At 62.1% G+C, this 25,530-nt stretch carries 25 protein-coding genes and 3 tRNA genes; 15 read left to right on the top strand and 13 right to left on the bottom strand.

What is annotated here, in order from left to right; all coding sequences use genetic code 11:
- The 3 genes from C8348_RS21545 to C8348_RS21535 form a co-directional block, all read right to left on the bottom strand.
- Window positions 1-136, bottom strand: a 136-nt coding sequence (locus tag C8348_RS21545; RefSeq protein WP_244294100.1) for a GTP-binding protein, incomplete at its 3' end; no start/stop codon positions are given.
- 175 nt (window positions 137-311) lie between these two features.
- Window positions 312-385: transfer RNA gene (locus C8348_RS21540), tRNA-Gly, on the bottom strand.
- 22 nt (window positions 386-407) lie between these two features.
- Window positions 408-492: transfer RNA gene (locus C8348_RS21535), tRNA-Tyr, on the bottom strand.
- A gap of 515 nt (window positions 493-1,007) precedes the next feature.
- Here C8348_RS21535 and C8348_RS21530 point away from each other — a divergent pair.
- From C8348_RS21530 to C8348_RS21520, 3 genes are all read left to right on the top strand, one after another.
- Complete coding sequence (locus C8348_RS21530) at window positions 1,008-1,538, top strand: MarR family winged helix-turn-helix transcriptional regulator (RefSeq protein WP_208983854.1); 531 nt, start codon at window positions 1,008-1,010, stop codon at window positions 1,536-1,538.
- A gap of 50 nt (window positions 1,539-1,588) precedes the next feature.
- Window positions 1,589-2,095 (top strand): PaaI family thioesterase, encoded by a 507-nt coding sequence (locus C8348_RS21525; RefSeq protein ID WP_106755369.1) that lies wholly within the window; start codon window positions 1,589-1,591, stop codon window positions 2,093-2,095.
- A gap of 115 nt (window positions 2,096-2,210) precedes the next feature.
- Complete coding sequence (locus C8348_RS21520) at window positions 2,211-3,095, top strand: TrmH family RNA methyltransferase (RefSeq protein ID WP_106755368.1); 885 nt, start codon at window positions 2,211-2,213, stop codon at window positions 3,093-3,095.
- Window positions 3,096-3,327: 232 nt separating this feature from the next.
- On the opposite strand, the gene C8348_RS21515 is transcribed toward C8348_RS21520, so the two are convergent.
- A complete protein-coding gene (locus C8348_RS21515) occupies window positions 3,328-3,822 on the bottom strand; it encodes a hypothetical protein (protein ID WP_157950502.1) in 495 nt (164 codons plus the stop codon).
- The gene (gene hmuQ / locus C8348_RS21510) at window positions 3,822-4,136 is read right to left on the bottom strand and encodes a heme-degrading protein HmuQ (RefSeq protein ID WP_106755366.1); all 315 of its coding nucleotides are present in this window, start codon (window positions 4,134-4,136) and stop codon (window positions 3,822-3,824) included. Before hmuQ ends, C8348_RS21515 begins: the two co-directional genes overlap by 1 nt.
- A gap of 209 nt (window positions 4,137-4,345) precedes the next feature.
- Between hmuQ and C8348_RS21505 the strand changes: the two genes are divergently transcribed.
- The 6 genes from C8348_RS21505 (at window position 4,346) to C8348_RS21480 (ending at window position 10,836) form a co-directional block, all read left to right on the top strand.
- Complete coding sequence (locus tag C8348_RS21505; RefSeq protein WP_106755365.1) at window positions 4,346-5,551, top strand: GTP-binding protein; 1,206 nt, start codon at window positions 4,346-4,348, stop codon at window positions 5,549-5,551.
- An 873-nt stretch (window positions 5,552-6,424) separates the two neighbouring features.
- A tRNA-Thr gene (locus C8348_RS21500) sits at window positions 6,425-6,500 on the top strand.
- Window positions 6,501-6,677: 177 nt separating this feature from the next.
- On the top strand, window positions 6,678-7,457 hold the full coding sequence (locus C8348_RS22220) for a DUF4145 domain-containing protein (RefSeq protein ID WP_198647181.1): 780 nt from the start codon (window positions 6,678-6,680) through the stop codon (window positions 7,455-7,457).
- Window positions 7,458-7,685: 228 nt separating this feature from the next.
- Complete coding sequence (gndA, locus tag C8348_RS21490) at window positions 7,686-9,101, top strand: NADP-dependent phosphogluconate dehydrogenase (RefSeq protein ID WP_106755364.1); 1,416 nt, start codon at window positions 7,686-7,688, stop codon at window positions 9,099-9,101.
- Window positions 9,102-9,418: 317 nt separating this feature from the next.
- Window positions 9,419-10,204 carry an NAD kinase gene (locus C8348_RS21485; protein WP_106755363.1) on the top strand — a complete coding sequence of 262 codons (786 nt, stop codon included), beginning with the start codon at window positions 9,419-9,421 and terminating at the stop codon, window positions 10,202-10,204.
- Between the two features lie 92 nt (window positions 10,205-10,296).
- On the top strand, window positions 10,297-10,836 hold the full coding sequence (locus C8348_RS21480; protein WP_106755362.1) for an Hpt domain-containing protein: 540 nt from the start codon (window positions 10,297-10,299) through the stop codon (window positions 10,834-10,836).
- 111 nt (window positions 10,837-10,947) lie between these two features.
- Here the strand turns inward: C8348_RS21480 and C8348_RS21475 are convergent, their stop codons facing one another.
- Window positions 10,948-12,102 (bottom strand): DUF2336 domain-containing protein, encoded by a 1,155-nt coding sequence (locus tag C8348_RS21475; protein ID WP_106755361.1) that lies wholly within the window; start codon window positions 12,100-12,102, stop codon window positions 10,948-10,950.
- A 572-nt stretch (window positions 12,103-12,674) separates the two neighbouring features.
- Here C8348_RS21475 and C8348_RS21470 point away from each other — a divergent pair.
- Window positions 12,675-14,558, top strand: a complete 1,884-nt coding sequence (locus C8348_RS21470; protein WP_106755360.1) for an FG-GAP-like repeat-containing protein — start codon at window positions 12,675-12,677, stop codon at window positions 14,556-14,558.
- A gap of 554 nt (window positions 14,559-15,112) precedes the next feature.
- Here the strand turns inward: C8348_RS21470 and C8348_RS21465 are convergent.
- Window positions 15,113-16,111 carry a transglycosylase SLT domain-containing protein gene (locus C8348_RS21465; RefSeq protein ID WP_106755359.1) on the bottom strand — a complete coding sequence of 333 codons (999 nt, stop codon included), beginning with the start codon at window positions 16,109-16,111 and terminating at the stop codon, window positions 15,113-15,115.
- 186 nt (window positions 16,112-16,297) lie between these two features.
- Window positions 16,298-17,017 carry a hypothetical protein gene (locus tag C8348_RS21460; RefSeq protein WP_106755358.1) on the bottom strand — a complete coding sequence of 240 codons (720 nt, stop codon included), beginning with the start codon at window positions 17,015-17,017 and terminating at the stop codon, window positions 16,298-16,300.
- Between the two features lie 223 nt (window positions 17,018-17,240).
- On the opposite strand from C8348_RS21460, the gene C8348_RS21455 reads away from it, so the two are divergent.
- A complete protein-coding gene (locus C8348_RS21455; RefSeq protein WP_208983853.1) occupies window positions 17,241-17,567 on the top strand; it encodes a DUF6949 family protein in 327 nt (108 codons plus the stop codon).
- Window positions 17,568-17,595: 28 nt separating this feature from the next.
- The gene (locus tag C8348_RS21450) at window positions 17,596-18,123 is read left to right on the top strand and encodes a gamma carbonic anhydrase family protein (RefSeq protein ID WP_106755357.1); all 528 of its coding nucleotides are present in this window, start codon (window positions 17,596-17,598) and stop codon (window positions 18,121-18,123) included.
- 249 nt (window positions 18,124-18,372) lie between these two features.
- On the opposite strand, the gene C8348_RS21445 is transcribed toward C8348_RS21450, so the two are convergent.
- The 3 genes from C8348_RS21445 to C8348_RS21435 all read right to left on the bottom strand — a co-directional run bounded on the left by C8348_RS21445 (window position 18,373) and on the right by C8348_RS21435 (window position 20,828).
- Window positions 18,373-18,894 (bottom strand): transglutaminase-like cysteine peptidase, encoded by a 522-nt coding sequence (locus tag C8348_RS21445; protein WP_208983852.1) that lies wholly within the window; start codon window positions 18,892-18,894, stop codon window positions 18,373-18,375.
- A gap of 516 nt (window positions 18,895-19,410) precedes the next feature.
- A complete protein-coding gene (locus tag C8348_RS21440) occupies window positions 19,411-20,055 on the bottom strand; it encodes a PilZ domain-containing protein (RefSeq protein ID WP_106755355.1) in 645 nt (214 codons plus the stop codon).
- Between the two features lie 98 nt (window positions 20,056-20,153).
- On the bottom strand, window positions 20,154-20,828 hold the full coding sequence (locus C8348_RS21435) for a PAS domain-containing protein (protein ID WP_106755354.1): 675 nt from the start codon (window positions 20,826-20,828) through the stop codon (window positions 20,154-20,156).
- Window positions 20,829-21,623: 795 nt separating this feature from the next.
- On the opposite strand from C8348_RS21435, the gene C8348_RS21430 reads away from it, so the two are divergent.
- Together C8348_RS21430 and C8348_RS21425 are read left to right on the top strand one after the other, a co-directional pair.
- Entirely contained in the window at window positions 21,624-22,376 is a 753-nt protein-coding gene (locus tag C8348_RS21430) for a rhomboid family intramembrane serine protease (protein ID WP_106755353.1), read from the top strand.
- A gap of 125 nt (window positions 22,377-22,501) precedes the next feature.
- Window positions 22,502-22,933, top strand: coding sequence for a CBS domain-containing protein (locus C8348_RS21425; protein WP_106755352.1), 432 nt, complete (start codon window positions 22,502-22,504; stop codon window positions 22,931-22,933).
- 48 nt (window positions 22,934-22,981) lie between these two features.
- Here C8348_RS21425 and C8348_RS21420 read toward each other — a convergent pair whose 3' ends face one another.
- Entirely contained in the window at window positions 22,982-23,593 is a 612-nt protein-coding gene (locus C8348_RS21420; protein ID WP_106755351.1) for a flavin reductase family protein, read from the bottom strand.
- A gap of 3 nt (window positions 23,594-23,596) precedes the next feature.
- A complete protein-coding gene (locus C8348_RS21415; RefSeq protein WP_106755350.1) occupies window positions 23,597-24,190 on the bottom strand; it encodes a nitroreductase family protein in 594 nt (197 codons plus the stop codon).
- A 212-nt stretch (window positions 24,191-24,402) separates the two neighbouring features.
- Between C8348_RS21415 and C8348_RS21410 the strand changes: the two genes are divergently transcribed.
- Window positions 24,403-25,515 (top strand): hypothetical protein, encoded by a 1,113-nt coding sequence (locus tag C8348_RS21410; RefSeq protein ID WP_198647180.1) that lies wholly within the window; start codon window positions 24,403-24,405, stop codon window positions 25,513-25,515.
- Window positions 25,516-25,530 lie beyond the last annotated feature (15 nt).

Genomic DNA, 25,530 nt, shown 5'->3' with positions numbered 1-25,530 from the left:
CCTTGGCAACTGCACCGCCAACTTCCGCCAGCGTCATGGTGATCGCTGCGGTCAGCGTCGTCTTGCCGTGGTCAACGTGGCCAATCGTGCCAATGTTCACGTGCGGCTTCGTGCGCTCAAACTTTTCCTTCGCCATCGGCGTCGCTCTCTATCCGTTACGCGGTTCAGTCGTCTAGGTTCGAGGCGGGACGCGCTCCGGCCGCTGCGGTCGCCATTTCAGGCGCCCCGGAGGCAGCGAATTGCTTCCCGTTCTGTCCAGGACCCCCGGACAGAACCTGCCCGTACCGGTCACTCTGATCGGCACCCAGTGATGGAGCGGGTGAAGGGAATCGAACCCTCGTCATCAGCTTGGAAGGCTGCTGCTCTACCATTGAGCTACACCCGCTGACCCGGACTTCGGGGGACGATGGTGGAGGAGGTTGGATTCGAACCAACGTAGGCTTAGCCAACGGATTTACAGTCCGTCCCCTTTAGCCACTCGGGCACTCCTCCATTCCGTCGAGCCTCTGTCCGAAGCAGTCAGGATGGCTTCACAGACCGCCCCGCCGCAAGTGCGGGGTGTCCTGTGGCGCGTGTTATGCAGATGCAGTCCTGCCCTGTCAACGCCGATTTGCCGGGTCAGGTGACAAAATGCCCGATGACCTGCGTTTTTCGCCGCCGGAGGCTGCATGTACCTCATAAATGCCGCAGCGGACTCAGTGCCTTCCATTGTTTCCACAGGGGTTTTCCCCACCGCACCCGCCGCTTGCCACAGCCTCGGCAACCGCAGATCCCGCCGGTTCCGCCCCATTTTGCCAGATAATCACAGGTCTGATGCTCCCGTTTTGCAGATCCTGCCGGCCGGCGTCCCATGACCGTAGCCCTCATTGTGTCACCGGAGCGCTTCGGCGGGCCCCTGACTGCCATCCGGTTCGGCGCAAGCGGGTCGGACGGTTCGATTCGATTCTTGTACTTGCAATAGGCAGCGCCTTCAGCTCTTGTAGCTGCAACATCAGAAGCAGGTAAGCATGTCCTACCCCCCTCCCCCTGACGGGCGTCAAGCTGATCCGCAGGTCCAGCCGGATGGTCCGGATGTCGATGCCATGGCACGGGGCTGCTTTGGTCTCGCCGTGCGCCGGACCTCCAACCTGATCACCCGGCATTATAATGCGCATCTGGCCGAGGTCGGGCTGGAGGTCACCCAGTTCTCGCTGCTGGCCGGGATCGCCTCCCGCAATCCGGCATCGCTTGGTGACCTTGCCTCGTTTCTTTCCATCGACCGGTCGACCTTGACCCGAAACCTCAAGCCGCTGCAGGCGGCCGGCCTGATTGAACTGGCGCCGGGCGCGGGGCGACGTCAGCTGCCGGCGCTGACTGATGCAGGACGCGCGGCCTTGTTCCAGGCATCAGTTGCCTGGGCGACGGCCCAGACCACGCTTCTTGGAGAACTCGGACCGTCAGACGCCTCGACAATTCGCGCCAGCCTGAAACGCCTGCGCGACGCGCTCCGGCAGCTGAGCCCATCCGCATCGCCTGATGTGGCAGCGCCTGCGGACTGATCGGCGCCGCTTCCTGCCCCTTCCCGCCTTCCTTGCAAAGGACACCTCACATGACATCAGCTACTCCGGCCCCTGATCTTGCCAACCTTCAGCTCGGCGCCCTGCCTCTCACCGAAATCACCAAGCTGTCCGGTCTGGAGATCTTCCAGCATATGAAGGAGGGCAAGCTGCCCGCCCCGCCGATCATGGTGACCATGCAGATCTTCCTGGAAACAGCGGAGGCCGGTCGTGCCGTCTTCCGGGGCAATCCCGGCAAGGCACATATGAACCCGCAAGGCACCGTGCATGGCGGCTGGATCTCCACCATCCTCGACACATCCATGAGCTGCGCTGTCCACACGGAACTGAAGCCCGGCGAGATCTACACGACCACCTCGCTCACCGTGAACATGGTGCGCCCGCTGATGCCCGGTTCCGGCGAGGTGCGCTGTGAAGGACTGGTCGCCCATCGCGGCAGCCGCCTCGCCACCGCCGAAGGCCGCCTGGTCGATGCCAAGGGCAAGCTGATCGCCCACGGCACCGTCACCTGCATGATCTTCCCGCTGCAAACGGCCTGAAGCCGGGCACCGGGAGCAGGTAGACTGCCCTGCCCGGGCACAAAAGCCGCCTGTTGCGGTCAATGCCCTGAAAATCGCGGTTCAACTGGACCGCGATTGCCTTTATGACAGCTCCATGAGCGACGACACATTTTCCAGCAAGCGCCCCCGCCCCGCCGGGGCTGGCGGCTTCCGCAAATCCGGCCCGAAAGGCGCTGGCGGCGCAGGTGGCGACCGCGCGCCCTGGCAGCGCGACAAGCCCGGTCGCGGCTTCGTCAAACCCGGCCCGCGCCGCCCCGGCCTGCCGCCGGAAGGCCCGGTGCTGCTTTACGGCCTGCACACGGTCGAGGCCGCCTTCGCGAACCGCGATCGCAAGCGCATCAAGCTCTTTGCCACGGAGAACGCCGTCAACCGCCTGGAAGAGCGGGGCGTCAAGATCGACGTGCCCGTCGAGATCACGGCTCCGCGGGCGCTGGACCGCATGGTCACCAAGGATGCGGTGCACCAGGGCATGATCCTGGAAGCCGATCCCCTGCCGGCCTATGGCGTCAAGGAACTGAAGGGCGCAAGGCTGGTGCTGGTGCTCGATCAGGTCACCGATCCGCATAATGTCGGCGCGATCCTGCGCTCGGCCGTGGCGCTTGCCGCTGACGCCGTCGTCACAACCGAACGGCATGCGCCGGAAGAAGGCTCGGTGCTCGCCAAATCCGCCTCCGGCGCGCTCGACATGATCAAGCATGTGCGGGTCAAGAACCTCGCCCGGTTCCTCGATGAGATGGGCGAGGAAGGCTTCTTCCGCGTTGCGCTCGACAGCGATGGACCGGCCACGCTTGAGGAAACCACATTCGGCGACAAGACCGTGCTTGTGCTGGGTTCCGAGGGCAAGGGCGTGCGCCAGGGTGTGCGCGCGGCCTGCGACACCCTCGCCCGCCTCGACATGCCCGGCGAGATCCGCTCGCTCAACGTGTCAAACGCCGCCGTGCTGTCGCTCTACCTCGCCCGCTCCAAGATGGGGCTTTGAGGCAGGCAACAGACCCGGACCTCCCCCGCGTCATCCCGGCCAGGCGCAGCGCCGAGCCGGGACCGGAGCACCCGGGCTTGGAGGAATTGCAAGGGACACAATCCTCTCCTTCGTCATGCTCGGGCCTGTCCCGACCATCTGCAAACCATTGATTTGTATAGATCCTCGGCTCAAGGCCGAGGATGACGATGGAGAGGTGACAGGCTGTTCAGCCGTTTGAAGCCCAGGCGGATCACGCCGCGCGTGCGATCAATCGCCGTTCCAGCACACCGGCCAGCCGATCTGCTTCCGCCAGGACGGCGGCGGTCGGGCCGCCCTCGGTCAGGATCAGCGCATCCACCCGGGCCGGACGCAAGGGGTCCTTGCGTGCGGCCCGAACCAGCGTGATCACCTTCGCCTCCACGTCTGACAAGCGCGTGCGGCAGCAGGCGCAGTTCGGGTCCCGAAACCGGAACGTCGTGCGCCGGGTCACGCGGATCGCCCGCATCAGCTGCATCACGGCCACGGCAACCTCGCCGCCAACGGCCGGCCCGAATGCATCGGCGGCCATCGCCAGCGCCTGTTCCCAGCTGTGTGCCTGCGGTTTGGCATAGGTCAGGCAGATAAACCGCAGCACCTGCAGCACCGCCTGTTCGTCCCGTGCCAGCACCATGGCGTCTCCGCCGTCACCAGTTCCCCCACACGCCGGCTTGCCAGCAGCATCGCTGTCCTTCGGGGTCTTGTCCATCACGCGCCCTCGACAGCTTCAAAGCCTTCGAACTGCGGCGGACCGGCATAGAGGTCCTTGTTGCCGCCGGCGTTGCGATGGGCATCGCGGAACTGCTCGGATTTCGTCCAGGCCAGGAAGTCCTCCCGGCTCGCCCAGACCGTGTGCGAGGCATAGAGCGTGATGCCGTCGTCCTCGTTCACTGGCCCCTTCAACAGGTGAAAGCCCTTAAAGCCCGGCAGCTCGGCCAGACGCGAGTCCCGCCCCTTCCAGACCGCCTCGAACTCCACCTGCCGGTCGGTCTTCACCTTGAAGCGGTTCATCGCGATGAACATCCCTGCAGTCCTTCTCGACAGGGCAGCGGCCGGATCAGACACGCCACCAAAATACATGAATTTCGAACTCATATTTTCATCAAGGCGCTCCGTCAAGCGTTTGGCCATCGTCCGCCTGTGGTCAAGCTGACGCAGGCCTTGGCAAGCCGGGTCAGGGTCGCTATAGACATGTTACGTTATTACATTTTGCGTCATTCATGAGGGAGATCATGACCAAACGCCTGCCCGTCACCGTGCTGTCCGGCTTTCTCGGCGCCGGAAAGACCACGCTGCTCAATCATGTCCTGGCCAATCGCGAAGGCCTGAAGGTTGCCGTGATCGTCAACGACATGTCGGAAGTGAACATCGACGCAGCCCTCATCCGCGACGGCGGTGCCAACCTGTCGCGCACAGAGGAGACGCTGGTCGAGATGACCAACGGCTGCATCTGCTGCACCTTGCGCGACGATCTCCTCGTTGAGGTCCGGCGCCTCGCCGGGGAAGGCCGCTTCGATTACCTCTTGATCGAATCCACCGGCATCGCCGAGCCTCTGCCGGTGGCCTCCACCTTCGAGTTCCGCGACGAGAACGACGAGAGCCTCTCGGACATCGCCCGGCTCGACACCATGGTCACCGTGGTCGACGCAGCCGGCCTGCTGGCGCAATTCGGCTCGGTCGAAAGCCTGACTGACATCGGCCAGTCGCTGGGCGAGGACGACACCCGCACGCTCATCGACCTCCTGACCGATCAGATCGAGTTTGCCGACGTCATCGTTCTCAACAAGGTCTCCAGTGCGGCGCCACAGGACCTCGAAGCTGCCCGCAAGATCATCCGGTCGCTGAACCCGGAAGCACGGCTGGTGGAGACCGACTTCGGTCAGGTTCCCCTCTCCGACATTCTCGGCACCGGCCGCTTCGACTTCGAGCGCGCCCACACCCATCCGCTCTGGTACAAGGAACTGAACGGCTTCGCCGATCACACGCCCGAGACGGAAGAATACGGCATCCGCTCCTTCGTCTTCCGCGCCCGCCAGCCTTTCGACCCGGATAAGCTGCAGGCCTTCATCAACCGCTCCTGGCCGGGCGTTGTTCGCGCCAAGGGCTTCTTCTGGCTCGCCACCCGGCCGGACTTCGTCGGCGAACTGTCACAGGCCGGCGCGCAGGTGCGCACTGAAAAGCGGGGTCTCTGGTGGTCGGCGGTGCCGAAGTCCTACTGGCCGGACCATCCCGACTGGCACCGATCGATGGAAAGCTACCTCGACCCGGTCTGGGGCGACCGGCGGCAGGAACTGGTCTTCATCGGATGCGACCCGATGGACGAAGAGGCGCTGCGCCGGGAACTGGCCGAATGCCTCGTGCCCGCCAAGGGCTTCACCCCGGCCGCCTGGCGCCACATGACCGACCCCTTCCCTCTCTGGAGCAAGTCTGCCGCCTGACGGGCGTCTGCGCTATGAGGGGATCCCAAGATGGCCCTGAGCCAGCAGCTTGATCCTCGCACGAGGCGGGGATGACCGCCGAGACAAGGGGAAAGGTTCAGGACACAATCCAAAAAGCCAAGCCCAGACAGCGGAGGACCAGAGGCCTATGTCCGGCCTCCGTCGTCTGTCAACATGTCCCCTGCCACCACCCTCCGTCGTCGTCCCCGCCCCCGTGCGGGGACCCATGCAGCGGTTCCGACGACCGGGGTCCCCAAGATGGCCCCGAGCCAGCCGCTGGATCCCCGCACAAGGCGGGGATGACCACCGAGGACGCCCGAACCGCTCAAGAGGCGAAACCGCGCAGAGTAAGACGCGGTACAGCCCCCCGTCTCCGCCGTCATGCCATGACTTGATCATGGCATCCATGCCGATACCTAACGGCCAGAACAGGCGGCGACGTGGGAATGGTCCGGATCGCAGATGCTGGATCCGGATGAGAGGGCACGGCATGGATGCCATGGCCCAGCCATGGCATGACGAAAAGTGAGGGGCTTGCGACCGGCGGCGATGCTGTTGCAAGGGCGATAGTCCAGTTCCGGACTGGAACCACATTCCCCCGGTCGTCATGCCATGACTTGATCATGGCATCCATGCCGATACCTAACGTCCAGCACAGGCGGCGACGTGGGAATGGTCCGGATCGCAGATGCTGGATCCGGATGAGAGGGCACGGCATGGATGCCATGGCCCGGCCATGGCATAGCGGAGGCGGGGCTATTGCCAGACCCGCTCCCCCCCGCGAATTCAACGTGGAAAAACCAGCCCAAAAGGGGTGCAACCCGCTCCCCTTTCTGCTAAAAGCCCTCCCATTCGGCCACATTGCGCCAGAAAGCCGGTATAGCTCAGTTGGTAGAGCACCTGATTTGTAATCAGGGGGTCACGGGTTCGAATCCTGTTGCCGGCACCATTTTCCAGAAAAATTTTATTTGCCTTATATGTGTAAGTATTAAAAGTACTTTTAGGTCGCATTCCCTCACCCAAAAAACAACAGCCTAAAAAGCGCAGATCTCACCAAGCACTAGATCTTAATGCGTATTAAGTGTTCAATCCTTCTTGGTTCATTGTTCAACGCTTGAGGCTAGCTATGAAGAGTGTCATTCCAACAATCGCTGCGACTGCATTTAACTGTCCGCATTGCCAAGCATTCGCTGCTCAGCATTGGTTCTCAGTTCACGTTGAGGCCTTAGGAATGGGGAAAGTCCCTACTGTTTCAAGTCAAGAAATTATTGATATTATTAAGTTTACCAATTCTAAAGGTAGCAGCCCCAGTATCATAGCCAACGAAGAGGATGCAACAACAGAGAAAGGGAGGCCGTACTTTGACGTAAATTCGAGAGTTACGAGCTATGAAGCGCTAAATATTTCGGCGAGCCGTTGCTTTAATTGTGCGGAGATCTCAATTTGGTGTGCTGATAAGTTGATTTATCCTAGAATGGATTATGCAGTTCCGGCAAACCCCGACATGCCCGACGATATCCGGCGCGACTACGACGAAGCCAGCAAAATACTCATGCAGTCCCCTAGAGGGTCGGCAGCTCTCATCCGTCTAGCCATCCAGAAGCTATGTAAGTTTCTTGGCGGATCAGGTGAAAACATTAACAGTGACATTGCCAATTTAGTAAAAAACGGATTGAATATCCAAGTGCAGCAAGCGCTGGATGTAGTTCGCGTAATCGGAAATAATGCTGTTCACCCGGGTCAAATCGATCTTCGAGATGATCACGCCACCGCTGCCTCGCTTTTCAAGCTAATTAATTTGATTGTCGAAAAAACAATTTCCGAACCAAAGCACGTTGCAGAAATTTACGATTCTTTGCCCGAGAGTGCCGTTAGGGCTATCGAGAAGCGCGATGGAAGTCGCTAGTTTGAAACATATCTGCACGCTTCCGCCCCACGCCTTTTACCCCAGCATCCACCCTTGACCACCCGCGTGTGAAAATGTCAGGGGGAAGGCTGGTGGCCGGGCGGGTTTGTGGCTCGGCTTTGGACAGAGACTGAACCGGTCTGGCGCGCCAGCCTGCGGCAGGCGGCGATTCTCGGGTCGCAAGCCTTGCGCGCCTTGCTTCAAGCGCCGGCAACAAAGGATGCATGGATGGCCAGCACGTTTGCTGAGATCGGCCTCATCGGCCTTGGCACCATGGGTGCCGCCCTTGCCCTCAACATCGCCGAAAAGGGCTTCCCCATCGCGGTTTTCAACCGCACGACGGAGGTCACTCGCCGCTTCCACGCCGAAGCGGGCGTGCTCGCGGCCAATGTCATCCCGACCGAGAGCCTGGCCGATCTGGTCGCCAGCCTGAAGTCGCCGCGTGCGATCATCCTGATGGTTCCCGCCGGTCAGGCCGTGGATGACCAGATCGCCGCGCTGGCGCCGCTGCTCGACAAGGACGATCTCGTCATTGACGCGGGCAACGCCAATTTCCACGACACCAACCGCCGTGCGGCGGCCGGCCTGCCGATGCGCTTTCTCGGTCTCGGCGTGTCGGGCGGCGAGGAAGGCGCGCGCCATGGTCCTTCGATCATGGGCGGCGGGCTGAAGGCAGACTGGGACCGGGTCTCCCATATCCTGGAAGCGATTTCCGCACGTTATCAGGACATTCCCTGCGCCACCTGGATGGGCGAGGCCGGGGCTGGCCATTTCGTCAAGGCGGTGCATAACGGGATCGAATATGCCGACATGCAGATGATCGCCGAGATCTACGGCATCCTGCGCGACGGACATGGCCATTCTGCTGGCGACATCGGGGCGCTGTTTGCCGCCTGGAACGAAGGCGTGCTTCGGTCCTATCTCGTTGAAATTTCAGCAGCCGTTTCCAAGGCCACCGATCCGGCGACCGGCCAGCCGATGCTGGACGTGATCCTCGACAGCGCCGGCCAGAAGGGCACCGGCCGCTGGACCGCCATCGAGGCGCAGCATCTGGCAACTCCGGTGCCGGTAATCGAGGCGGCCGTGATGGCGCGCAACGTCTCCGCCCGGCTGGATGAGCGCAAGGCTGGAGAGGCCCGATTCGGCGCGGCGCCCAAGCGTCTCGGCGGGGCAGACGCACCGTCCGCGGCCACGCTGGAACAGGCGATGATCGCCGGCAAGATCCTCTGCTATGCGCAAGGTTTCGCCATGATTTCAGCAGCTTCCGACAGTTTCGGCTGGTCGCTGCCGTTGCCGGAGATCGCCCGCGTCTGGCGCGCCGGCTGCATCATTCGCTCGGACATGCTGAACGACATGGCCTCGGCCCTCACCGAAAATCCGGGCCGCAACCTTATCCTGGCACCTGACTTTGCCGCAAGGCTCGAGGCGACCATTCCGGCCCTGCGCCAGGTGGTGGCGCTCGGTGCGCTGAATGGCCTGCCGGTGCCTGCGCTTGCGTCGGGTCTGGCGTGGTTCGACCTGATGCGGACCGCGCGCGGCACGGCCAACATGATCCAGGCGCAGCGTGATTTCTTTGGCGCACACGGCTTCGACCGGCTCGATGGCCGTGACATTCACCACGGTCCGTGGGGGGCGGGGGCCTGAGTCAGGCCTCTGATTTCGTTTGATTTTTCCTCCGTCACCCCGGCCAAGCGAAGCGCCGAGCCGGGACCGGAGAGCCGAAGTCTCGGTTTTTTGGGGAGTTGGGAACCGATGGGCCTTGGCGCACAGATCCCGGGTCTTCGCTTCGCTCTCGCCCGGAATGACGATTAAAGACTGGGAACGGGCGGCCAGATGGCTGCCCGTTCTTGCATTGTGGTGCAAGCCGGTGCTTTGACCTTGGCCTTCGCCCCGGGATGCTGTTTAGTGGTCGTCCCTGCGGCAAAGACCTGCAGGACCAAGGGGATGCGCCGGGAAACGCCATGACGACGAGACCACAGATCCGCTCTGGCCGCATTGCGCTTGTCGGATCCGATACCGACGAGTCCCGCCAGGCGCTGGACAGTCTGGCTGAGCGCTATGGCAATGCCCCGCCCGAGGAAGCCGACGTGATCGTTGCCCTCGGCGGCGACGGCTTGATGCTGCAGACGCTGCATCGCTTCATGAATTCCGGTCTGCCGATCTATGGCATGAATCGGGGGTCTGTCGGCTTTTTGATGAATGAATACAAGGAGGAAGACCTTCTGGCCCGGCTTGGCGCGGCCGATGTGACGACGATCCATCCCCTGTTCCTGCAGGCGGTTGACCAGTCTGGCGGCCATCACACGGCGAGGGCGATCAACGAAGTGTCGCTGCTCAGGCAGACCTACCAGGCGGCCAAGCTGCGCATTTCGGTCGATGGACGGCAGCGGCTGGAGGAGCTGATTTGCGACGGCTGCCTGATCGCGACGCCGGCCGGAAGCACCGCCTACAACCTCTCGGCGCATGGGCCGATCCTGCCGATTTCCGCGCCTTTACTTGCACTTACGCCAATCAGCGCCTTCCGCCCTCGGCGCTGGCGTGGGGCGCTGCTGCCCAACCGCGCGGTGGTCGACATCGAGGTTCTGGAGCCGGGAAAGCGCCCGGTGAGTGCGGCGGCGGACCATACCGAGATCCGTAATGTTGCCAAGGTCAGCGTTCGGGAGGACACCGGATCGTCCTGCATCATGATGTTTGACCAGGAACATGGCTGGGACGAAAGAATTCTGAGCGAGATGTTTCGATATTGAATCGCAACGCTTTTTTAGCCTGATCAGAGCAAGCTTGCGCGGAACTGGAACGAGCCGGCCAGGTAGGGTCGGCGGCGGCGAGGGTTGAAACGATGTCCGGCGAGGACCTGTCAGACGAGTTCGACGACTTCGATGGAGAAGTCGAATTTCTCAAGCCGCCCAAGGATTTGCGCAAGAAAGTTCGCGTGATGAGTCCGCGCGAGGCAGCCAAGTTCGACCCCGTCAAGGCGGCGGAAGCAGCCTTGCAGAAACTGTCGGGAAACTTCGACGGCTGGATGGGCAACGAGGCCGAGGCGCTGTTTGCCGCCTGGCAGCAGATCGAGGCAAAAGGGCTGTCCCGCCAGACACTTGACCCGCTCTACCAGGCCGCCCACAACATCAAGGGCCAGTCCGGAACGCTCGGCTACCCGCTGGTCGGCCAGGTTGCGGGCAACCTTTGCCACCTGATCGAGACGGTGACACAGCCGGAAGCCCTACCGGAAGTGCTGCTGCAGCAGCATGTGGTTGCAATACGCGCGATGGTGAGCGAAAAAGCCAAGGATGACAGTAACTTGACTGGCGTGACCCTGCTGCGCAAGCTGACGGACGTCACCTCTGACTTCCTGGCACGGCACGGCGATCCGGATCGTTGACGACCGGTACCGGGCAACGCGGCCACAAGGGGAGAAAGTCACGCCCCTGACGTGACACCGCGCGACAATTTCCAGCAATTTCCGACAATTTTCGATCCGACAGGACAGGTGTCACGCTGCCGCCCGGGCGCCCTCGACAAAGCGCCGGGCATCACTGCGTGCAGCCTCAAGGACAAAGCCCCGAACCATGCGCAACAAGTCGTCGATGTCCTCGCCCCCTGCCCGCCCTGCTGCGGCCTGCAGCCGGGTCGCCACCTGTTCCAGCACTGGCCGCACGACATCCGGCGTTGCATCGCGGGAGAACGCCTCCCCGGCCTCCCGGTAAGCCTGAATGACCGAGACGAACAGCGGATGACAGCGCCGGGGCAACCCGGCTCCGGCAATGAGCGCTCGCAGGCCAGCTTCCCGGCCTGTGGCCAGAACCCCGGCAACCGTGTCCGCGTCCTGCGCCGTCAGCAGCGCCAGACTGAGGGCGAGCAACCGCAAGCGGCCTTGCCCGGCAGCCCGAATGAGCAGCCGTGCCGTCAACTGGCCGCTGGCGCGCAGATGTTCGACAAAGGCCGGCAGGCCATGCTCATCCGCCTGGCCACACAGGACAAGGGTGGCTTTTTCCTGGGCTTCCTCGAGGTAGCTGGCTGTCTCCTCCGGATCGGATCCGACAAGCACGACAGCGCGGTCGCGAAGCCCCTCGGTGAGCGCAGTCAGTAACCGGTGGCGGACGGCAAGCGGCAGGTTGGGCCGTGCCAGCAGCCGGTTGCGCAGTTCAGCCTCTCCGGCAAAGCGCTCAGCCAGCCGCGACAGGCTGAAGACGAGGAGATGGGCATGTTCATTGTCGAGGAGATCTGCACAGACCGGACCGGGGGCGACTTCCGCCAACGCGGCCGCCACCGGGGCCGACAGGTCTAACCGGCGCGCAATAGCCCTTTGCAGCACGATATCGCCTTCTGCCGCCAGATCGATGAGGTCACTGTCGGGAATGAGCGGGGAATGCGCCACAACCAGTGCGGCAATCTCGCTACGGTCGCGCATCAACGACAGGATCAGGTGCTGCGGTGCATCTGTCCGCCGGGCGAAGACATCGGCCAGGGCGAAGCGAACCTCGGGGGCCGGATCATCAAGCAGCCAGGTCAACGCCGACAGGGCGGCCGCGCGGTCGTCCTCGGACAAAGGAGAATGCAGCCAGGCCCGGGCCAACGCGCCCGTCGCCTCTGCCCGCGCACCGGCCGGCGCTGTCTTGATCCACTGGAGAAACTGATGAATGATCATGGCTCGACCGGACACCTCACCCTACTGCGGCCCTTTCGCGAAGATCAGGTTGCCACACAAAGGCTTAACGTTCGGTTCACCATAAATTGGGCAGCCCTCGCGCGATCGGAGAGATGACATGGGATCCGGCAGCCAGTGGCGCATAGCCACCTACTCAGCCGTCTTCCCCGCCTTGGGCGGGGATCAAGCTTCGGTCCATCCTTAATGATAGAGGGCTTTGGGCAGCCTTAGGCGCCGCATGGGTCCCCGCACGAGGCGGGGATGGCCGCCGGGGGTCGGGATGACCACGGTGGGTGGGCGGCGCATTGTTGGCGGACTGATGGCGCGGATGGGGATCGGGGTGGACGGCTTGAAGGGAATGCAGCGGAAGGACAAGGTTGCCACCCTTACAACAGGCCAGATATCGCAGCGCCAATATTGCAGTGGCCACGAAAGTCGAACCATGACCCGGCCAAGCCCTCCCGGATCATCTTCTGGCTTGATCAGAGAGCGCGAGGCGGCGATGATCCACAACCGACCGAGTATATGACCAGAAAATCAGAGATTGATTGAAAAACCTATCAGGAGGGCGCATGTCACTTCGGATCAAGCCGGTAACATTGAATACCACGCAGTACAGCTATAAAATCAATGATACTTCTGTTATTGTTGGCATCGCGTTTGCAGACATAAACGGCGATGGACGAGATGATTTTGTCGTCCACGGCGGCGCCTTTCCGGGAAGAAGTGAAAACATCCCGCAAACGTCTTATACTTTCTTACAAGAATTAAATGGGTATACGCCGAAAGCACTTCCTGATCATAAGATGATATTGAATCGGCCCACTGTTATCGGCGACTTCAACGGCGATGGCCTCCCTGACCTTTTCATTGCCGCCAGCGGTTGGGACGCTGATCCATTCCCCGGAGAACGAAACTACCTCTTTCTGAACTCGAAAGACGGCTATGTGAATGCAACTGAAAAGTTGCCCGCCTTCATCAATTATGCTCATGGAGCAGGTGCTGCCGATATCGACGGAGACGGCGACCTCGACATCATTGTCAACGCGATAGTTGGTGAGGCAGTCAAGGTCGCGCCCTATGCGCTGATCAATGACGGAGTTGGGAACTTTACCGCCGACTGGTCCCGAATGCCGTCCAGCACACAGCCCTCCGAAAGCCACAACGGGTACCCCAACCAGAGATGGAGTTGGATGGAAGTCGGTGACCTGGACGGTGATGGCCTTGGAGATCTGATTGCAGGAAAATGGAATGATTACTTCAACACACCTGAAAGCGTCATTTTCTTCAATAGCGGCGGCAGCTTCTCAAATTCTCGAACTGCTACTCTGCCCAATCATCCAGATTTCGGATCAAATGCTGCCGTAGTGGGAACCCTAATTGAAGATTTCAACGGCGACGGTTCCAAAGATATTGTCATGCTGTCCTACCGCCTCGACCCGTATGCTGTGGGTTGGAGCATCCAGCTTTTGCAGAACGATGGCAGGGGCAACTTCAAAGATGTAAGCCGTGAAGCATTTGAAGGAAAGATCTCCAGTGGTCTGCAGACTCCATGGCCTGGCAACATTCGCGCTGCTGACATAAACAACGACGGATTTATCGATATCGTAGCAGAATCGCCAAGTGGTGCTTACGCACCTGACCGCGAATGGCCACTCGCCTGGCTAGGCAACGGCAAAGGCAAGTTCACGCCCCTGCTTGCCGGGGATGTTCTCGCGGACCATGAACTTGGCATGCTTTACAATTCTTCGCTCATCTGGACGGGCGAAACCATGAAACTTGTCGGCGTCTCCGCCTGGAATGGAGAAATCGTCATACGCGAGAAAGTCTTCAGTACCATTCCGCAAGTCGCCTATGCGGCAACACATGGCAATGACGTCTTCCGGGGCACTTCTGCAGCGGATATCGTCGATGGAATGGGTGGACGTGATACATTCATTTTGTCGACGGCACGTTCGGAAACCACTATCTCAAGAAGCGGTAACTCGATCAACATTTCCCTTGGGAGTATAGTTGATCAACTGACCAGCATTGAGATCATTCAATTTACTGATGGACTACTTCGACTTGATGTTGCAGCCGGCGAAATTGCGGGACAGACATACCGCCTATACCAGGCAGCCTTTGCCAGAACTCCCGATACGCCCGGCCTTGCGCACAACATCAACCTTATCGACGGGGGGCTTACGTTGAAGGATATGTCAAACGCCTTCATTTCTTCCGCCGAGTTCAAGCAAAAATATGGCGAGAACCCGAGCGACACTTCCTATATCAACGCCCTCTACAACAATGTGCTCGGCCGCGATGCAGACGCAGCCGGCCTGGCCGGATGGCAACAGCGCCTCGCGGATCGTTCCTGGGATCGCGCGGATGTGTTGATCGGATTTTCGGAAAGCGCTGAAAATCAAACGCTTGTGGGCACCGCAATCGGAAATGGAATATGGCTCGGCTCCTAGTCCCGGCTAGGGATGCCCCACACATGGCACCTCGCTGCAAGACGGATCGGGACAGGGCCTTGTAAGGCTAAAAAAGCCAACCCAATCTCGTTCTCACATGACAGAAGTCATCTTGACCTGCGATCTGCGGCTGGGTTGGTAGACTGGGCGTTTGACATCTGCACGGACCTGAAACCTGGCCATCGAACCCGCCTCATGCGGGGATCAAGCTTCGGTCCATCCTTAATGATAGAGGGCTTTGGGCAGCCTTAGGCGCCGCATGGGCCCCCGCACGAGGCGGGGATGGCCGCCGGGGGTCGGGATGACCACAATGGGTGGGCGGCGCATTGATGGAGCATTGATGTCGCGGATGGGGATCGGGGTAGACGGGCCCTGGCTCCTGGGCAGGGGGAGCGTGTTTGCCACCGGACTGCAGCGGGCTTATGGGACCACGCTCAAGCTCTACCGCCCCGATTACTGGGCTCCTGCCTGCGCAGGAGCGACGAGGGGCCTGGGGCCTCGGCTGGCGATCAAGGGCGCGCCATGGGCCGAATGCGGCGCCCCTCCCCTCCCCGTTATACCGGCGGCATCAGGTCCTTGGTCTTGTCGCGTTCGCGGTAGTTGAGGAAGCCGGTGAGGTCGAGGGGGCCGCCGTCCTTGAACAGGGTTTCCGTCAGGCTGCTGCCGGTCATCTGGGCGACGAGGCGCGAGCCGCCGACCGCACGGTCGAAGGGGCGATCTTCCGGCACGCTGGCAAAGGACGACAGGAACGAGGCATCGAGAGCGGGCGCCTCGGCGGCCCCTTCGGTGCGGAACAGCGCCTCGAAGGGAGCAGAGGTGTCCGTCGCCCGGAAGGCGTTGTCGACGCGTTGCGAGGCTTCGTCGGTGAAGGCGAGAACAGCTGTCTGCGCCGGCTTGGCATCGGGAACAGACGGGCCGGCCGGGCCCGCGATCATCGTGAAGTTCTCGTGCTTGCTGACAAGGTTGGCATAGACTTCAGACAGCGTGCGCGCGCCGCCGGCCTTGTCGTAGAAGATCGAACGGTTTGCCTTGGCCTGAGCCGGAAAGACCGAGTCCGCGCGGGCCTCGGGTGATACGCCGGCCCCGGTGATCAAGCGGGTTGCGCCATGGGCGCCGAGGAAATGCGCGATGTAGAGTTCGCCTTCCGAAGCCGGGCGACCGAGTTTCTGCTGCAGGTAACCGGCGTTCTTCTGGGTCAAGGCGCCAGCCATCAGGGAGGAGACCTCCGGGTCCTTGCGCAGGTTGAGGATCTCCTGCCGCATCTGCGGATCGGACACGCGGTACTTGCCGCCCGCCGTCCGCTCGATATGTGCGGCATAGCTGCCCAGCCCATGCTGGCTGCCGGCTTCCTTGACCGTCTCCAGCCAGGTCTGCTCGACAAACTGAAACAGGCCGGTGGCCGATGAGGTCTTGGCCTGCGCAGCCGGCTGGAACGAGGATTCGCGTGCAGCCGTCTTCACCAGGTAGTCAAATGACGTCCCCGTGCTGGTACTGGCTGTCTGGAAGGCCTGCTCGATCCGGGACGAGATCGAGGTGGTGTCTGCGACGCGCATGGTGCCCACTCCTCGATAGACTGTTAACTATGGTTAAGATCGCGTCATAATGGTTAACAAATCCTTAACGCGCCTGTTGGCCAGCCTGTTTCTGACGTGTTTTCAACCGCTTCACCAGGTGAGCAGCCTGTCAGTTATGACAGGGCAATACGGCCGAAGGGCGCATGAGGGAGGGAGGGGCATGGATCAGCGGGCCGGAGCAAGCGAATCCGCCGGAACCGCGGCGCGCACCCGGAACCCGTCGATCCGGTCGAGAATGCGCCGGTCCATGCGGCCCCAACTGGCCAGGGACGACCGCTGGAACCAGTAGCTAACGACAAGGTCAGGAGCGAGGCGGATGTCGCGGAAACAGCGGGCGCTGCCATCGGCGGGCGTCAGGCAACGGGCAATGAACCCATCCGCGCGCCCGGTCTCGAAAACGATCACATCATCGCCAGCGCCGATCTTCTGCGACATGTCCAAAAGTGCGAGTCCGGCCGGACCCCGGGGGTCATGCGTGGCGGCAAGCCGGCGATAAACACTGTCGAGCCGCTCCCCAAGCGTCGCGACCTGGCTCGAGGCGATAAGATCGACGGTGATCCAGGGCGTCGCCCCCGTGGCCTCCCCTGTGTAGCCGGACAGTGCGGGCCAGCTGAGATCAAGCGACAGCCGGCCATGATGGCTGCCTGCAACCCGTTGATCGGCAGAGGGAATCATATTGGCCGGAATCGAGAAGCCATGGCGGCCGACCAAGACCGGAACCGGGTGCGGATCGGTGACACGCGGATCAGCATGAGCCGCAGCCTCAACCCAGCCTGCTGCCAGATTGGCGACATAGGCCACAGACAGGAGCGCCAGGAGACCTGTCATCGCGGCGAAATGAAGGGGGTTGCACCCGGTCGGGCGTGGCAGGGTTGACGGCAACATCAGCGCGGCCTCCCCCTGCCTTGCTCCAGAGCTGTGCCACGGCAAGCGTGCCATCGCGAGACGGATGGTTCACGGCGGGACAGCAGGTCCGGGCAATTGTTAACCATTCGCTAGGGTTTCTGTCCGGTTGGTGCCTTGCACGGGAATCGGCACGAGGATTGCTCTTGACCCTTCGAACTCATTCCGGCAGGGTCTGCCGCAGTGGTTAACAAAGGGTTAACGCGTGTATTTCGAGCTCATCCTCGCCGTGTATATGGGCTGCGCCGGCTTTGTTGCCGCCGGAGTCCTTGGCAGTTTTTACCAGCTTCTGACCAACACCCCGCCGCGCTTCCACCTGCGGCTCGAAACCCTGGTCGGGACCGTCTCCTCCTGCCTGATGTGCGCCTTTGCAGGGCCGTTCATCATCATGCGCAACGCTATCCGGGGGCGCCGGATCGAGAACCGGCCAATCGGCTGGCTCGTGGCCTCCTCGACCATCGCCGGCATGTGGAGCATCTGTTCCGGCCTGGTGATGATGCGCTTTGCCGTCGGCTTCATCCACGGCATTTGACCCTTGCAGCTTATCTGGGAGCCGGGCCATGCCACTCTACGCGCTTGACGGAACCAGCCCGGAGCTGCCCGAGGAAGACAAGTTCTGGATCGCGCCGGATGCGCAGCTGATCGGGCGGATCCGGCTTGAGATCGACGCGAGCGTCTGGTTCGGTGCGGTGCTGCGCGGCGACAACGAACTGATCCTGGTCGGCCACCGCTCCAACGTCCAGGATGGCGCGGTCCTGCACACGGACATGGGCTTTCCGCTGACGATCGGCGCCAATTGCACGATTGGTCACAAGGCGATCCTGCACGGCTGCAGCATCGGCGACAACACGCTGGTCGGCATGGGCGCGACAATCCTCAACGGAGCCCGCATCGGCCGCAACTGCATCATCGGTGCCAATGCGCTGGTGGCCGAGGGCAAGGAAATTCCGGACAACTCGCTGGTCGTCGGCATGCCCGGCCGCATCATCCGTACGCTGGAAGCAGAAGCCGAGCAGCGCAACACGCAGTCGGCTGACGGCTATGTGCGCAACTGGCAGCGCTACCGCGCCGGGCTTGTCGCCCTCTGATCCACCTAGGTCTGATTAGCAGGGGTCTGATTAGCAGGGGCTCGGCCCTTGCGTTCGCAAGACCACCTTCTCCAGATCCTGCCCTTGAAAAGCCCGACCTTGAAAAAGCTTGGCCTTGAAAAAGCTTGGCCTTGAAAAAGGTGGAGCCGGCTTGCGGGGGCAAGCCGGCTCCGACGACCCGGTCGTGGTAGGGATGGGGAGGGTGGGGACGCGACCGGGCCGGATTGCGTCAGGAACTCCCTGAGAGAATTATCGTCCGATACTCGCCACCGTGGTGACGCGGGTATCGGAAATCGCTGTCCACTGTGCCGGACTGGTCGTCGCCTGGCGTTTCACAAAACGATAGGGCGTCGAGTACCAGGGCAGGACGACCTCGATCTGGTTGTCGAGGATCACATCGCCCTGGTCAGTCCGCACGGTCAGCACCGCATGGCCCTCGTTCTTGAGGTCCTTGACCACGGTGATCAACAGCGCACTCAACGGCCAGCCGGCCTTCACAAGCTGGCGCTGCTTTTCAAGCACATATTCTTCACAGTCCCCTGCCCCGTTGGTGGGATAGGTCCAGTATTCCACCTGGCCAAACAGTTCTTGATCGGTCATCGGCCGGATGGCCTTGTTGACCCTATCGTTGACGGCGATCAACTCGTTCCAGCGCTGCTCGGACAGCTTGACCACCACGGGCTTGTCCGTGCCGCCCTTGCAGGCCGACGGATTTTCGCTGCAGAAGGTCTGGTGGCCAACCGGTGCAGTTGCTGCGCCAGACATTGCCATGAACCTTCCAGGATTTGCTTGCGCCACAGCAGTCAACAAGGCTGTCGAGAAACAGAAGGCTGCAAGCTTGAGTACTGATTGCGTTTTAAAAGTCATGTTGTCGCCCTCCCCAAGGCTGAGGACAACATGACACGGGCAATTTTACTTGGTTATAAGCGGAGAATGTGCATTTATATCAAAGTAAAACTGATTTTTATTTAAATTTTACATGAGTTTTAGGCGAAGTTGATTTGAGTTTTCAGCGAACATGAATCAAATTGCATCTTTCTCACGCCAAGCGACTGATGTTGCAGCAAAAACTCCCTTTGGACCGTGTCAGGAACCGGGGCTGACACGCCAGGCAATGCGGCGTTCTGGCCGCGTGTCGGGATCCAAAAACACGTTAGGAGAGTGGAAACCATCCGGGCAAATGGGCCGGCTTTCGCAAAACGGGCAAGAATTGCAGCCACCAGAAACGACAACAGCCGCCCGGTGGGCGGCTGCAGAGAACTGGCCAAAGCAAGGCAGATGCGGCGGTCAGCCGGCCGGTGTGGTGTCTTCGCCGGAAATATGCTGCTCCAGCAGCGCCTGGTTCTGGATCACCGCGAATTCGACGGCAAGACCATCCTCGAGATGACGCACGACACGGCCGCGCATCTTGCCAAGGCCGAGTTCCGTTCCGATCGGCGGACGGGCGGGACAGGACAGGGCCGCACCGGACAGCGAAATGTCGAGAATGCGGCACATGTAGGCTGTGCCATCCGGCAGGACGATGCGGGTGACCGGGTTCTTCGGAATGAAACGGTCATGCCGGCGGTCTTCAGGCAGGTTGAGTTCATGCCGGTTGGCAAGCCAGGTCAGCACCGAGGCGAGCTTGTCGCGCCGGCGCGGCGTGGTGTTGAGCGACACGGCAAAGCCGCCCTCGATGTCACGCGCAATCACCCCTTCGACGCGTCCGATATGATCGAGATAGGCGACGACCTTTTCGCCAACCCGACCGGCGACGGGCGTGATCATGGCAAGGCCACCAGGCGACATGTTGACGACCTGGCACGGATACTCCTGCCGGTTCTCGAGCATGAACCGGCCAAGGATGTTGACCCGCACGCGCTGGTGGCGGCGGCGATCCGTGCCCCTGGCAGGTACACTCAGCGACAGTTTTGCGGCCTGCGCGGTCGCCATGGCTTGCCTGATCCCTTGTCCCTCGGCTTTTTGATGCAAAGCCGCAGCGCAAAGCTTAGGCAGAGGGAGTTAACATCCGGTGATTGCCGCAGCCCCTGTCAGGATTTACCACCATCAATGACGGTGAGGTGACGCACCTGGCGCGCTGCTCCCAGCATGGCCGGCGATATCATCGAGCCCTGGAAGCCGACGCCGAGGTGACCAGGCAGCGCGCCGACACGCGGCAAGGCGGGAACCGGGCTGCGCACGTCGTTGCCATGGCTGAGGAAATGCGGCCGCTCGTCCGGCCAGATCAGGCGCAGGCTGGAGATGGACTGGTTGAGGATCGGGTGAAGGCCGAGCCAGTAGGGCCGCTCGAAATAGGCGCAGGCGCCCAGGATGCGGCTGCGGCCCTCACCCGGCACCTGCAGCGGCAACAGCAGCATCTCCATCTTGAGCGCATGCTTGCGCTCGGTATGGCCATCGATGCCGAGCACGGCGGCGGCGGCATCCTCGGTGATCGCGGCCAGCATGGTGGCCATCGCCTCGCGGTCCTGCTCGCCCCAGCCGCGCAGGAAGTTGCGGCCCTTGAGTTCGCGGCAATGGGTGGAGCACAGGCGCGTTCCGGCGAGGCGGTAGCGATAGGTGTCCTTGTCAACCGCCTCAAGAATGAAGGTGTCGCCAAGCAGGGTGCGGATGCGGCCAGGGTCGATCTCGGACCGGTTCGGGGCAATGCGGCTGCCGCGCAATTCGTCCCAGTATTGGTACAAGGTGCGGTTGATCGTGTGCTTCATGGTGGCCCAGGCCCTTCCCGGCGATATGTCCAGCCGCCGCCCCCGTCCCGGAGCGGGACAAGAACGGCAGCGAAAACGTTAACTGCCGTTTACCAAGCACGAGCCATGCCAGTCCCCGAGGCGCTCGCGTGAAGGACGCGGAAAGGATTTGTTAAGGTTAACAGTGCCTTTCACTTGCCGTTACGTTTGTTTGTGCCACTCTCGCGCGACAACGACCCGAGACCTGGAACAAAAGGCCGGTCGTGCGGCGGCAGCTTTTGGCGGGCAAACAGAGGTATGGGGAGCGCGGCGACGCGACAGGAGCAGCGCCCGTTGCCGGGAAACCGGCAGCGGGCGTTCTTCGTTTCGGGATAAGTCAGCCCCTGAGACAGCAGGGCTTTCGCATATGAAGTCTGGCACATGTTCGATGTGCACGACTGTGCCCAGAACGCTTAACTCTGTCAGAGCCTCTCCGCTCCCCTCCCCCTCGTGGGGAGGGATTTGGAGGTGGGGGGAGCGGACTTAAATCCGGTTCGCTTGCGCTCTTCGCCAAGTTTACTTCAGACGCTTTGTGAAATGACGGCCTCCCGTCCCCCCACCCCTCCCCCCTCCCCACGAGGGGGAGGGGAGCGGAGAGGCCCCGAAAGCCGTCTGGCTACATTTGCGCCCCCCCCTGAGACAGGGTGTCATTTTGGGCCAGAGCGCCGGTGCCACCCCCCCGTGAGCACCGGCCCAAGCAATCCGGCGGGCGCAACTGGATTTACCGGCCCTGGTTGCTTAAGTCTCGCACAAGACCCGACAGGATATGAGAGACAGATGACCGAGCCCCAGTCCCAGCCACCGCAGCCGCCGTTTCCCCCGCGCCCGGCCGCACCGATGTTCAACCTGCCGTCCGTGATCGTGACCCTGTCGGCCATCCTGATCGGCATTCACATTCTGCGGCAGTTCATCAGCCGGGACGCGGATTTCGAACTCATCCTGCAGTTTGCCTTCTGGCCGCTGCGCTACGCTGATGTGCCGCTGGCGGCAGAACTGCCGCATGGCGGGGCCGATGTCTGGTCCTTTGTCACCTATGCCTTCCTGCATGGCGGCTGGGAGCACCTGATCTTCAACCTGGCCTGGATGGTCGCCTTCGGCAGTGCGATTGCGCAGCGCTTCGACAGTTTCAGCTTTGTCGTGTTTTTCGCGGCCTGTGCCGTCGGCGGCGCGCTGCTGCATCTGGCGCTGCACCCGGGACAGGACATTCCCGTCATCGGCGCCTCTGCTGCCGTATCCGGCCTGACCGCCGGCGCGCTGATGTTCGTGTTCCAGCGCGGCGGGCCGCTCGCAGGCGGCCGACGCAACGACCCGGCAGCCTACCTGGTTCGGGCCATGAGCGTCCGCGAACTGCTGTCGAACGGCCAGGTGCGGCTGTTCTTCCTGTTGTGGATGGGAATCAATTTGGTGTTTGGCCTGTGGAGCGGACCGATCTTCGGCAGTTCGATTGCCTGGGAGGCGCATGTCGGCGGCTTTGTCACCGGCCTCATCGCCTTTCCCCTGATGGATCCGGTCCGGCGCCGGCGAGCCTGATCCTCACCCTGCCCCCGCCTTACGCAGGGTTTGCACCCGGTGCGGTTTTGCTGTCATCATCAGGCATTGCCGGCTGACGCGGAAAATCGCGGAGCCGGAATACAGACTGAAAAGGGAGCGCGCGCATGACTGTTGCCATGATCCTGAATGAGAAAGGGCGCGATGTCGTCACTGCCCGGGCATCAGACCCGGTGGGCGAGATCTGCCGGACCCTGTCGGAAAAGCGCATCGGTGCCATCGTCGTGACCGGGGCAGCCGGGCAGATCGAGGGGATTGTTTCCGAGCGTGACGTGGTGCGCGTCATTGGCAAGGAGGGGCCTGCGGCCCTGGAGCAGCCGGTGGGCGATGTCATGACCCGCTCGGTGGTCACCTGTTCGGATGGCGACACCGTCAACTCCGTCATGGCCCGCATGAGCGCAGGACGCTTCCGCCACATGCCGGTGGTCAGCGGCGGCAAGCTCGCCGGGCTTGTCTCGATCGGCGATATCGTCAAGCACCGCATTGCCCAGATCGAGCGCGAAGCGGACCAGATGCGCGACTATATCGCGATGGCCTGACGGCCAGGCGCCGCGCCTGACAACAGGCGCGGCGGTCTTGATCATTGATCAGGCTGGCCGGTCCATCTCAAAGACATCGGATGTGACGGAATAGTCCTTGTAGCCAAGGCGCGAGAGCAGCTGCAGGCGGGACATGTCGATCCGACCGTTGGCGACCACCGCGTCGTCAATGTGAATCCCGACGACCTGACCAAACACCACATGCGCGCCGCAGAGGCTGCCGGCAAGGTCCTCGAGCTGGACGATGCGCAGCAGCCGGCATTCAAGCGCGGCGCGGGCGGCCGCAACACGGGGCACCCGAACCAGCCGTGACGGCGCCTTCTCAAGACCGGCCAGATCAAACTCGTCGACACCGGCGGCAACCGGTGCCGAGGAGACATTGAGCTGCGTCTGAAGATGCGCTGTCGCGAGGTTGCAGACAAACTCGCCGGTGGCCTCGACATTGGCGACCGTATGCTTCCAGCCACTCGACGAGAACATGACAATCGGCGGATCATCACTGACCGCATTGAAGAAGCTGTAAGGAGCGAGATTGGCCCTGCCCTGCGCATCCAGAGACGAGATCCAGCCAATCGGACGCGGGGCGACCAGCGCCTTGAAGGGATTGTGCGACAAGCCCTCGGCCCGGTGCGATCCGGTGATGCCGGTTTCAAAAAACATGGATCACCCTTGCGTCCAGTTGCTGACGATGTCGGCAAGGTCCGGCCTCGCCCGCTCGAACGGCGGCTGCGTGGCGGTGCCGATGTGAACAAAGCCGGCAACCTTCTCATCGGGCTGGCCACCGAGATAGGCGATGGCCTCCGCGTCATAGGCAATCCACTCGCTCACCCACTGAACGCCGAAACCGGCGGCTGTCGCCGCTGTCACCAGATTCATGCAGACCGCACCGGCGGAGAGCTCCTGCTCCCAGACGGGGATCTTGGGATGGACGGCAGCGCGGCTGAACACGCCGACGACGAGCGGCGCACGGGTGAAGCGGGTCAGTTCCTGCGTGCGGCGGGTCTCGTCCAACGGACCGAAGCGGGTCTCGGCAAGAGCTGCGAGATGGCTGCCGATTCGCACCCGGTCCTCGCCCTGGTAGAGGACGAAGCGCCAGGGAGCGAGCTTGCCATGATCCGGAACGCGGGCCGCAGCCGTCAGGATCTTCTGCAGCGTCTCCCCATCGGGACCCGGAGCCCCCAGACTGGGCGCAGGATGGGAGCGCCGGGCCAGCAGGAAATCAAGCACGTCTGGATGCGCGGGAGTATGTGAGGACATGAAACCACTCGTCAGGCAGGGGTCGAAAGTGGCCGCATCTGGCAGGCTTTCCCCTGCCCTTGTCAATCAGAGGCAACAACGAGGCTTGCATCCGACTTGAAAACGCCCGATTTTCCAGACCTTATCGCCGGACCTTGCGCAGCGGTGCGCGGCCCCCGGAGCCAGAATGCGGAGACGTTGGCGGCTTGACCTCAGCAGTGATGACAGAGCGGATGACAAATCAGTGCAGGTTCCTCGCCCGGGCGATCATGGGCCTCGGACTGGCGCTTTGCGTCGCGCTCCCTGCCGACCTGACAAGGGCTCCGGCCCTGGCACAAGGGGCTGAGGCTGCCGTGCCGGGTGCCAAACCTGATCCGGCGGCACCAGCAGTCACAGGCCTGCCCAATCCGCTCGATGATCCGGCAAGCAGTTTGCCCGGCGGTGCCAGTTCTCTACCCTTGGCGCTGATACCGGAAACAGCGCCCGCCGCCAGTTCCGGGTTCAATGACACCCTGGTGCCCTATGCGCCGTCGAGCCCGCTCGGGCGCGGCGAGCCGGAAGAGATGAACAAGGGCGCGGTTTACCTGGTCGCCCGGCTGACCGACGAGGGAACACAGATCAACGATGGCCTGATCTGGCGTGTCTACTCGGAGACACCGAAGGAAGACGGGCATCTGGAACTGGTTGCAACCGCCATGGGCGGCGATGCGGAGTTCCGCCTCGACCCTGGCGCCTATCTGATCCACACGGCCTTTGGCTATGCTGGAGTGACCAACCGCCTGGTTGTCGGGCGCGGCGTCTATTCCAAGACCGTGGTACTCAACGCTGGCGGCGTGAAACTTGACGCCGGACTGAGCGCCGATGACACGCTGCCGCGCGAGGAAATTCGCTTCGACATCTATGGCATGGACTACAACGCGGAAGGCGAGCGCATCTTGATCGCAGGCGATATCAGGCCCGACAGCATCGTTCGCCTGAATGCCGGAACCTATCACGTCGCCAGCCGATACGGTGCGGTCAACGCCGTTGTGCGAGCGGATATCACTGTCGATCCGGGCAAGCTGACCAATGCCACCCTGTTCCACGAGGCCGCCGACATCACGTTGAAGCTGGTCAATGACGCCGGTGGCGAGGCAATCGCCAACACCGGCTGGACGGTCCTGACGCCCGGCGGCGATATCGTGGTGGAGCAGACCGGCGCGTTCCCTGCCTTCGTGCTGGCAGCCGGAGAGTATGAAGTGATCGCCCGCAACAACGGCACCAACTACAGCCGCAACTTCACCGTCGTCTCCGGTGAGAACCGCGAGGTCGAGGTGCTGGCACGGACGCAGGGCACAGCCAACTGAGCCTGGATAACAAGC

Source organism: Pannonibacter carbonis, assembly GCF_003012935.1.
GTDB lineage: Bacteria > Pseudomonadota > Alphaproteobacteria > Rhizobiales > Stappiaceae > Pannonibacter > Pannonibacter carbonis.
Note: the sequence above shows the minus strand (reverse complement) of the source record. Positions and strands in the feature narration are given on the sequence as shown.

Bases quoted from the DNA above. Each gene is read 5' to 3' on its own strand.
- C8348_RS21530 (WP_208983854.1), top strand. From the start codon at position 1,008: ATGTCCTACCCCCCTCCCCCTGACGGGCGTCAAGCTGATCCGCAGGTC.
- C8348_RS21525 (WP_106755369.1), top strand. From the start codon at position 1,589: ATGACATCAGCTACTCCGGCCCCTGATCTTGCCAACCTTCAGCTCGGC.
- C8348_RS21520 (WP_106755368.1), top strand. From the start codon at position 2,211: ATGAGCGACGACACATTTTCCAGCAAGCGCCCCCGCCCCGCCGGGGCT.
- C8348_RS21515 (WP_157950502.1), bottom strand. From the start codon at position 3,822: ATGGACAAGACCCCGAAGGACAGCGATGCTGCTGGCAAGCCGGCGTGT.
- hmuQ (WP_106755366.1), bottom strand. From the start codon at position 4,136: ATGTTCATCGCGATGAACCGCTTCAAGGTGAAGACCGACCGGCAGGTG.
- C8348_RS21505 (WP_106755365.1), top strand. From the start codon at position 4,346: ATGACCAAACGCCTGCCCGTCACCGTGCTGTCCGGCTTTCTCGGCGCC.
- C8348_RS22220 (WP_198647181.1), top strand. From the start codon at position 6,678: ATGAAGAGTGTCATTCCAACAATCGCTGCGACTGCATTTAACTGTCCG.
- gndA (WP_106755364.1), top strand. From the start codon at position 7,686: ATGGCCAGCACGTTTGCTGAGATCGGCCTCATCGGCCTTGGCACCATG.
- C8348_RS21485 (WP_106755363.1), top strand. From the start codon at position 9,419: ATGACGACGAGACCACAGATCCGCTCTGGCCGCATTGCGCTTGTCGGA.
- C8348_RS21480 (WP_106755362.1), top strand. From the start codon at position 10,297: ATGTCCGGCGAGGACCTGTCAGACGAGTTCGACGACTTCGATGGAGAA.
- C8348_RS21475 (WP_106755361.1), bottom strand. From the start codon at position 12,102: ATGATCATTCATCAGTTTCTCCAGTGGATCAAGACAGCGCCGGCCGGT.
- C8348_RS21470 (WP_106755360.1), top strand. From the start codon at position 12,675: ATGTCACTTCGGATCAAGCCGGTAACATTGAATACCACGCAGTACAGC.
- C8348_RS21465 (WP_106755359.1), bottom strand. From the start codon at position 16,111: ATGCGCGTCGCAGACACCACCTCGATCTCGTCCCGGATCGAGCAGGCC.
- C8348_RS21460 (WP_106755358.1), bottom strand. From the start codon at position 17,017: ATGTTGCCGTCAACCCTGCCACGCCCGACCGGGTGCAACCCCCTTCAT.
- C8348_RS21450 (WP_106755357.1), top strand. From the start codon at position 17,596: ATGCCACTCTACGCGCTTGACGGAACCAGCCCGGAGCTGCCCGAGGAA.
- C8348_RS21445 (WP_208983852.1), bottom strand. From the start codon at position 18,894: ATGGCAATGTCTGGCGCAGCAACTGCACCGGTTGGCCACCAGACCTTC.
- C8348_RS21440 (WP_106755355.1), bottom strand. From the start codon at position 20,055: ATGGCGACCGCGCAGGCCGCAAAACTGTCGCTGAGTGTACCTGCCAGG.
- C8348_RS21435 (WP_106755354.1), bottom strand. From the start codon at position 20,828: ATGAAGCACACGATCAACCGCACCTTGTACCAATACTGGGACGAATTG.
- C8348_RS21430 (WP_106755353.1), top strand. From the start codon at position 21,624: ATGACCGAGCCCCAGTCCCAGCCACCGCAGCCGCCGTTTCCCCCGCGC.
- C8348_RS21425 (WP_106755352.1), top strand. From the start codon at position 22,502: ATGACTGTTGCCATGATCCTGAATGAGAAAGGGCGCGATGTCGTCACT.
- C8348_RS21420 (WP_106755351.1), bottom strand. From the start codon at position 23,593: ATGTTTTTTGAAACCGGCATCACCGGATCGCACCGGGCCGAGGGCTTG.
- C8348_RS21415 (WP_106755350.1), bottom strand. From the start codon at position 24,190: ATGTCCTCACATACTCCCGCGCATCCAGACGTGCTTGATTTCCTGCTG.
- C8348_RS21410 (WP_198647180.1), top strand. From the start codon at position 24,403: ATGACAAATCAGTGCAGGTTCCTCGCCCGGGCGATCATGGGCCTCGGA.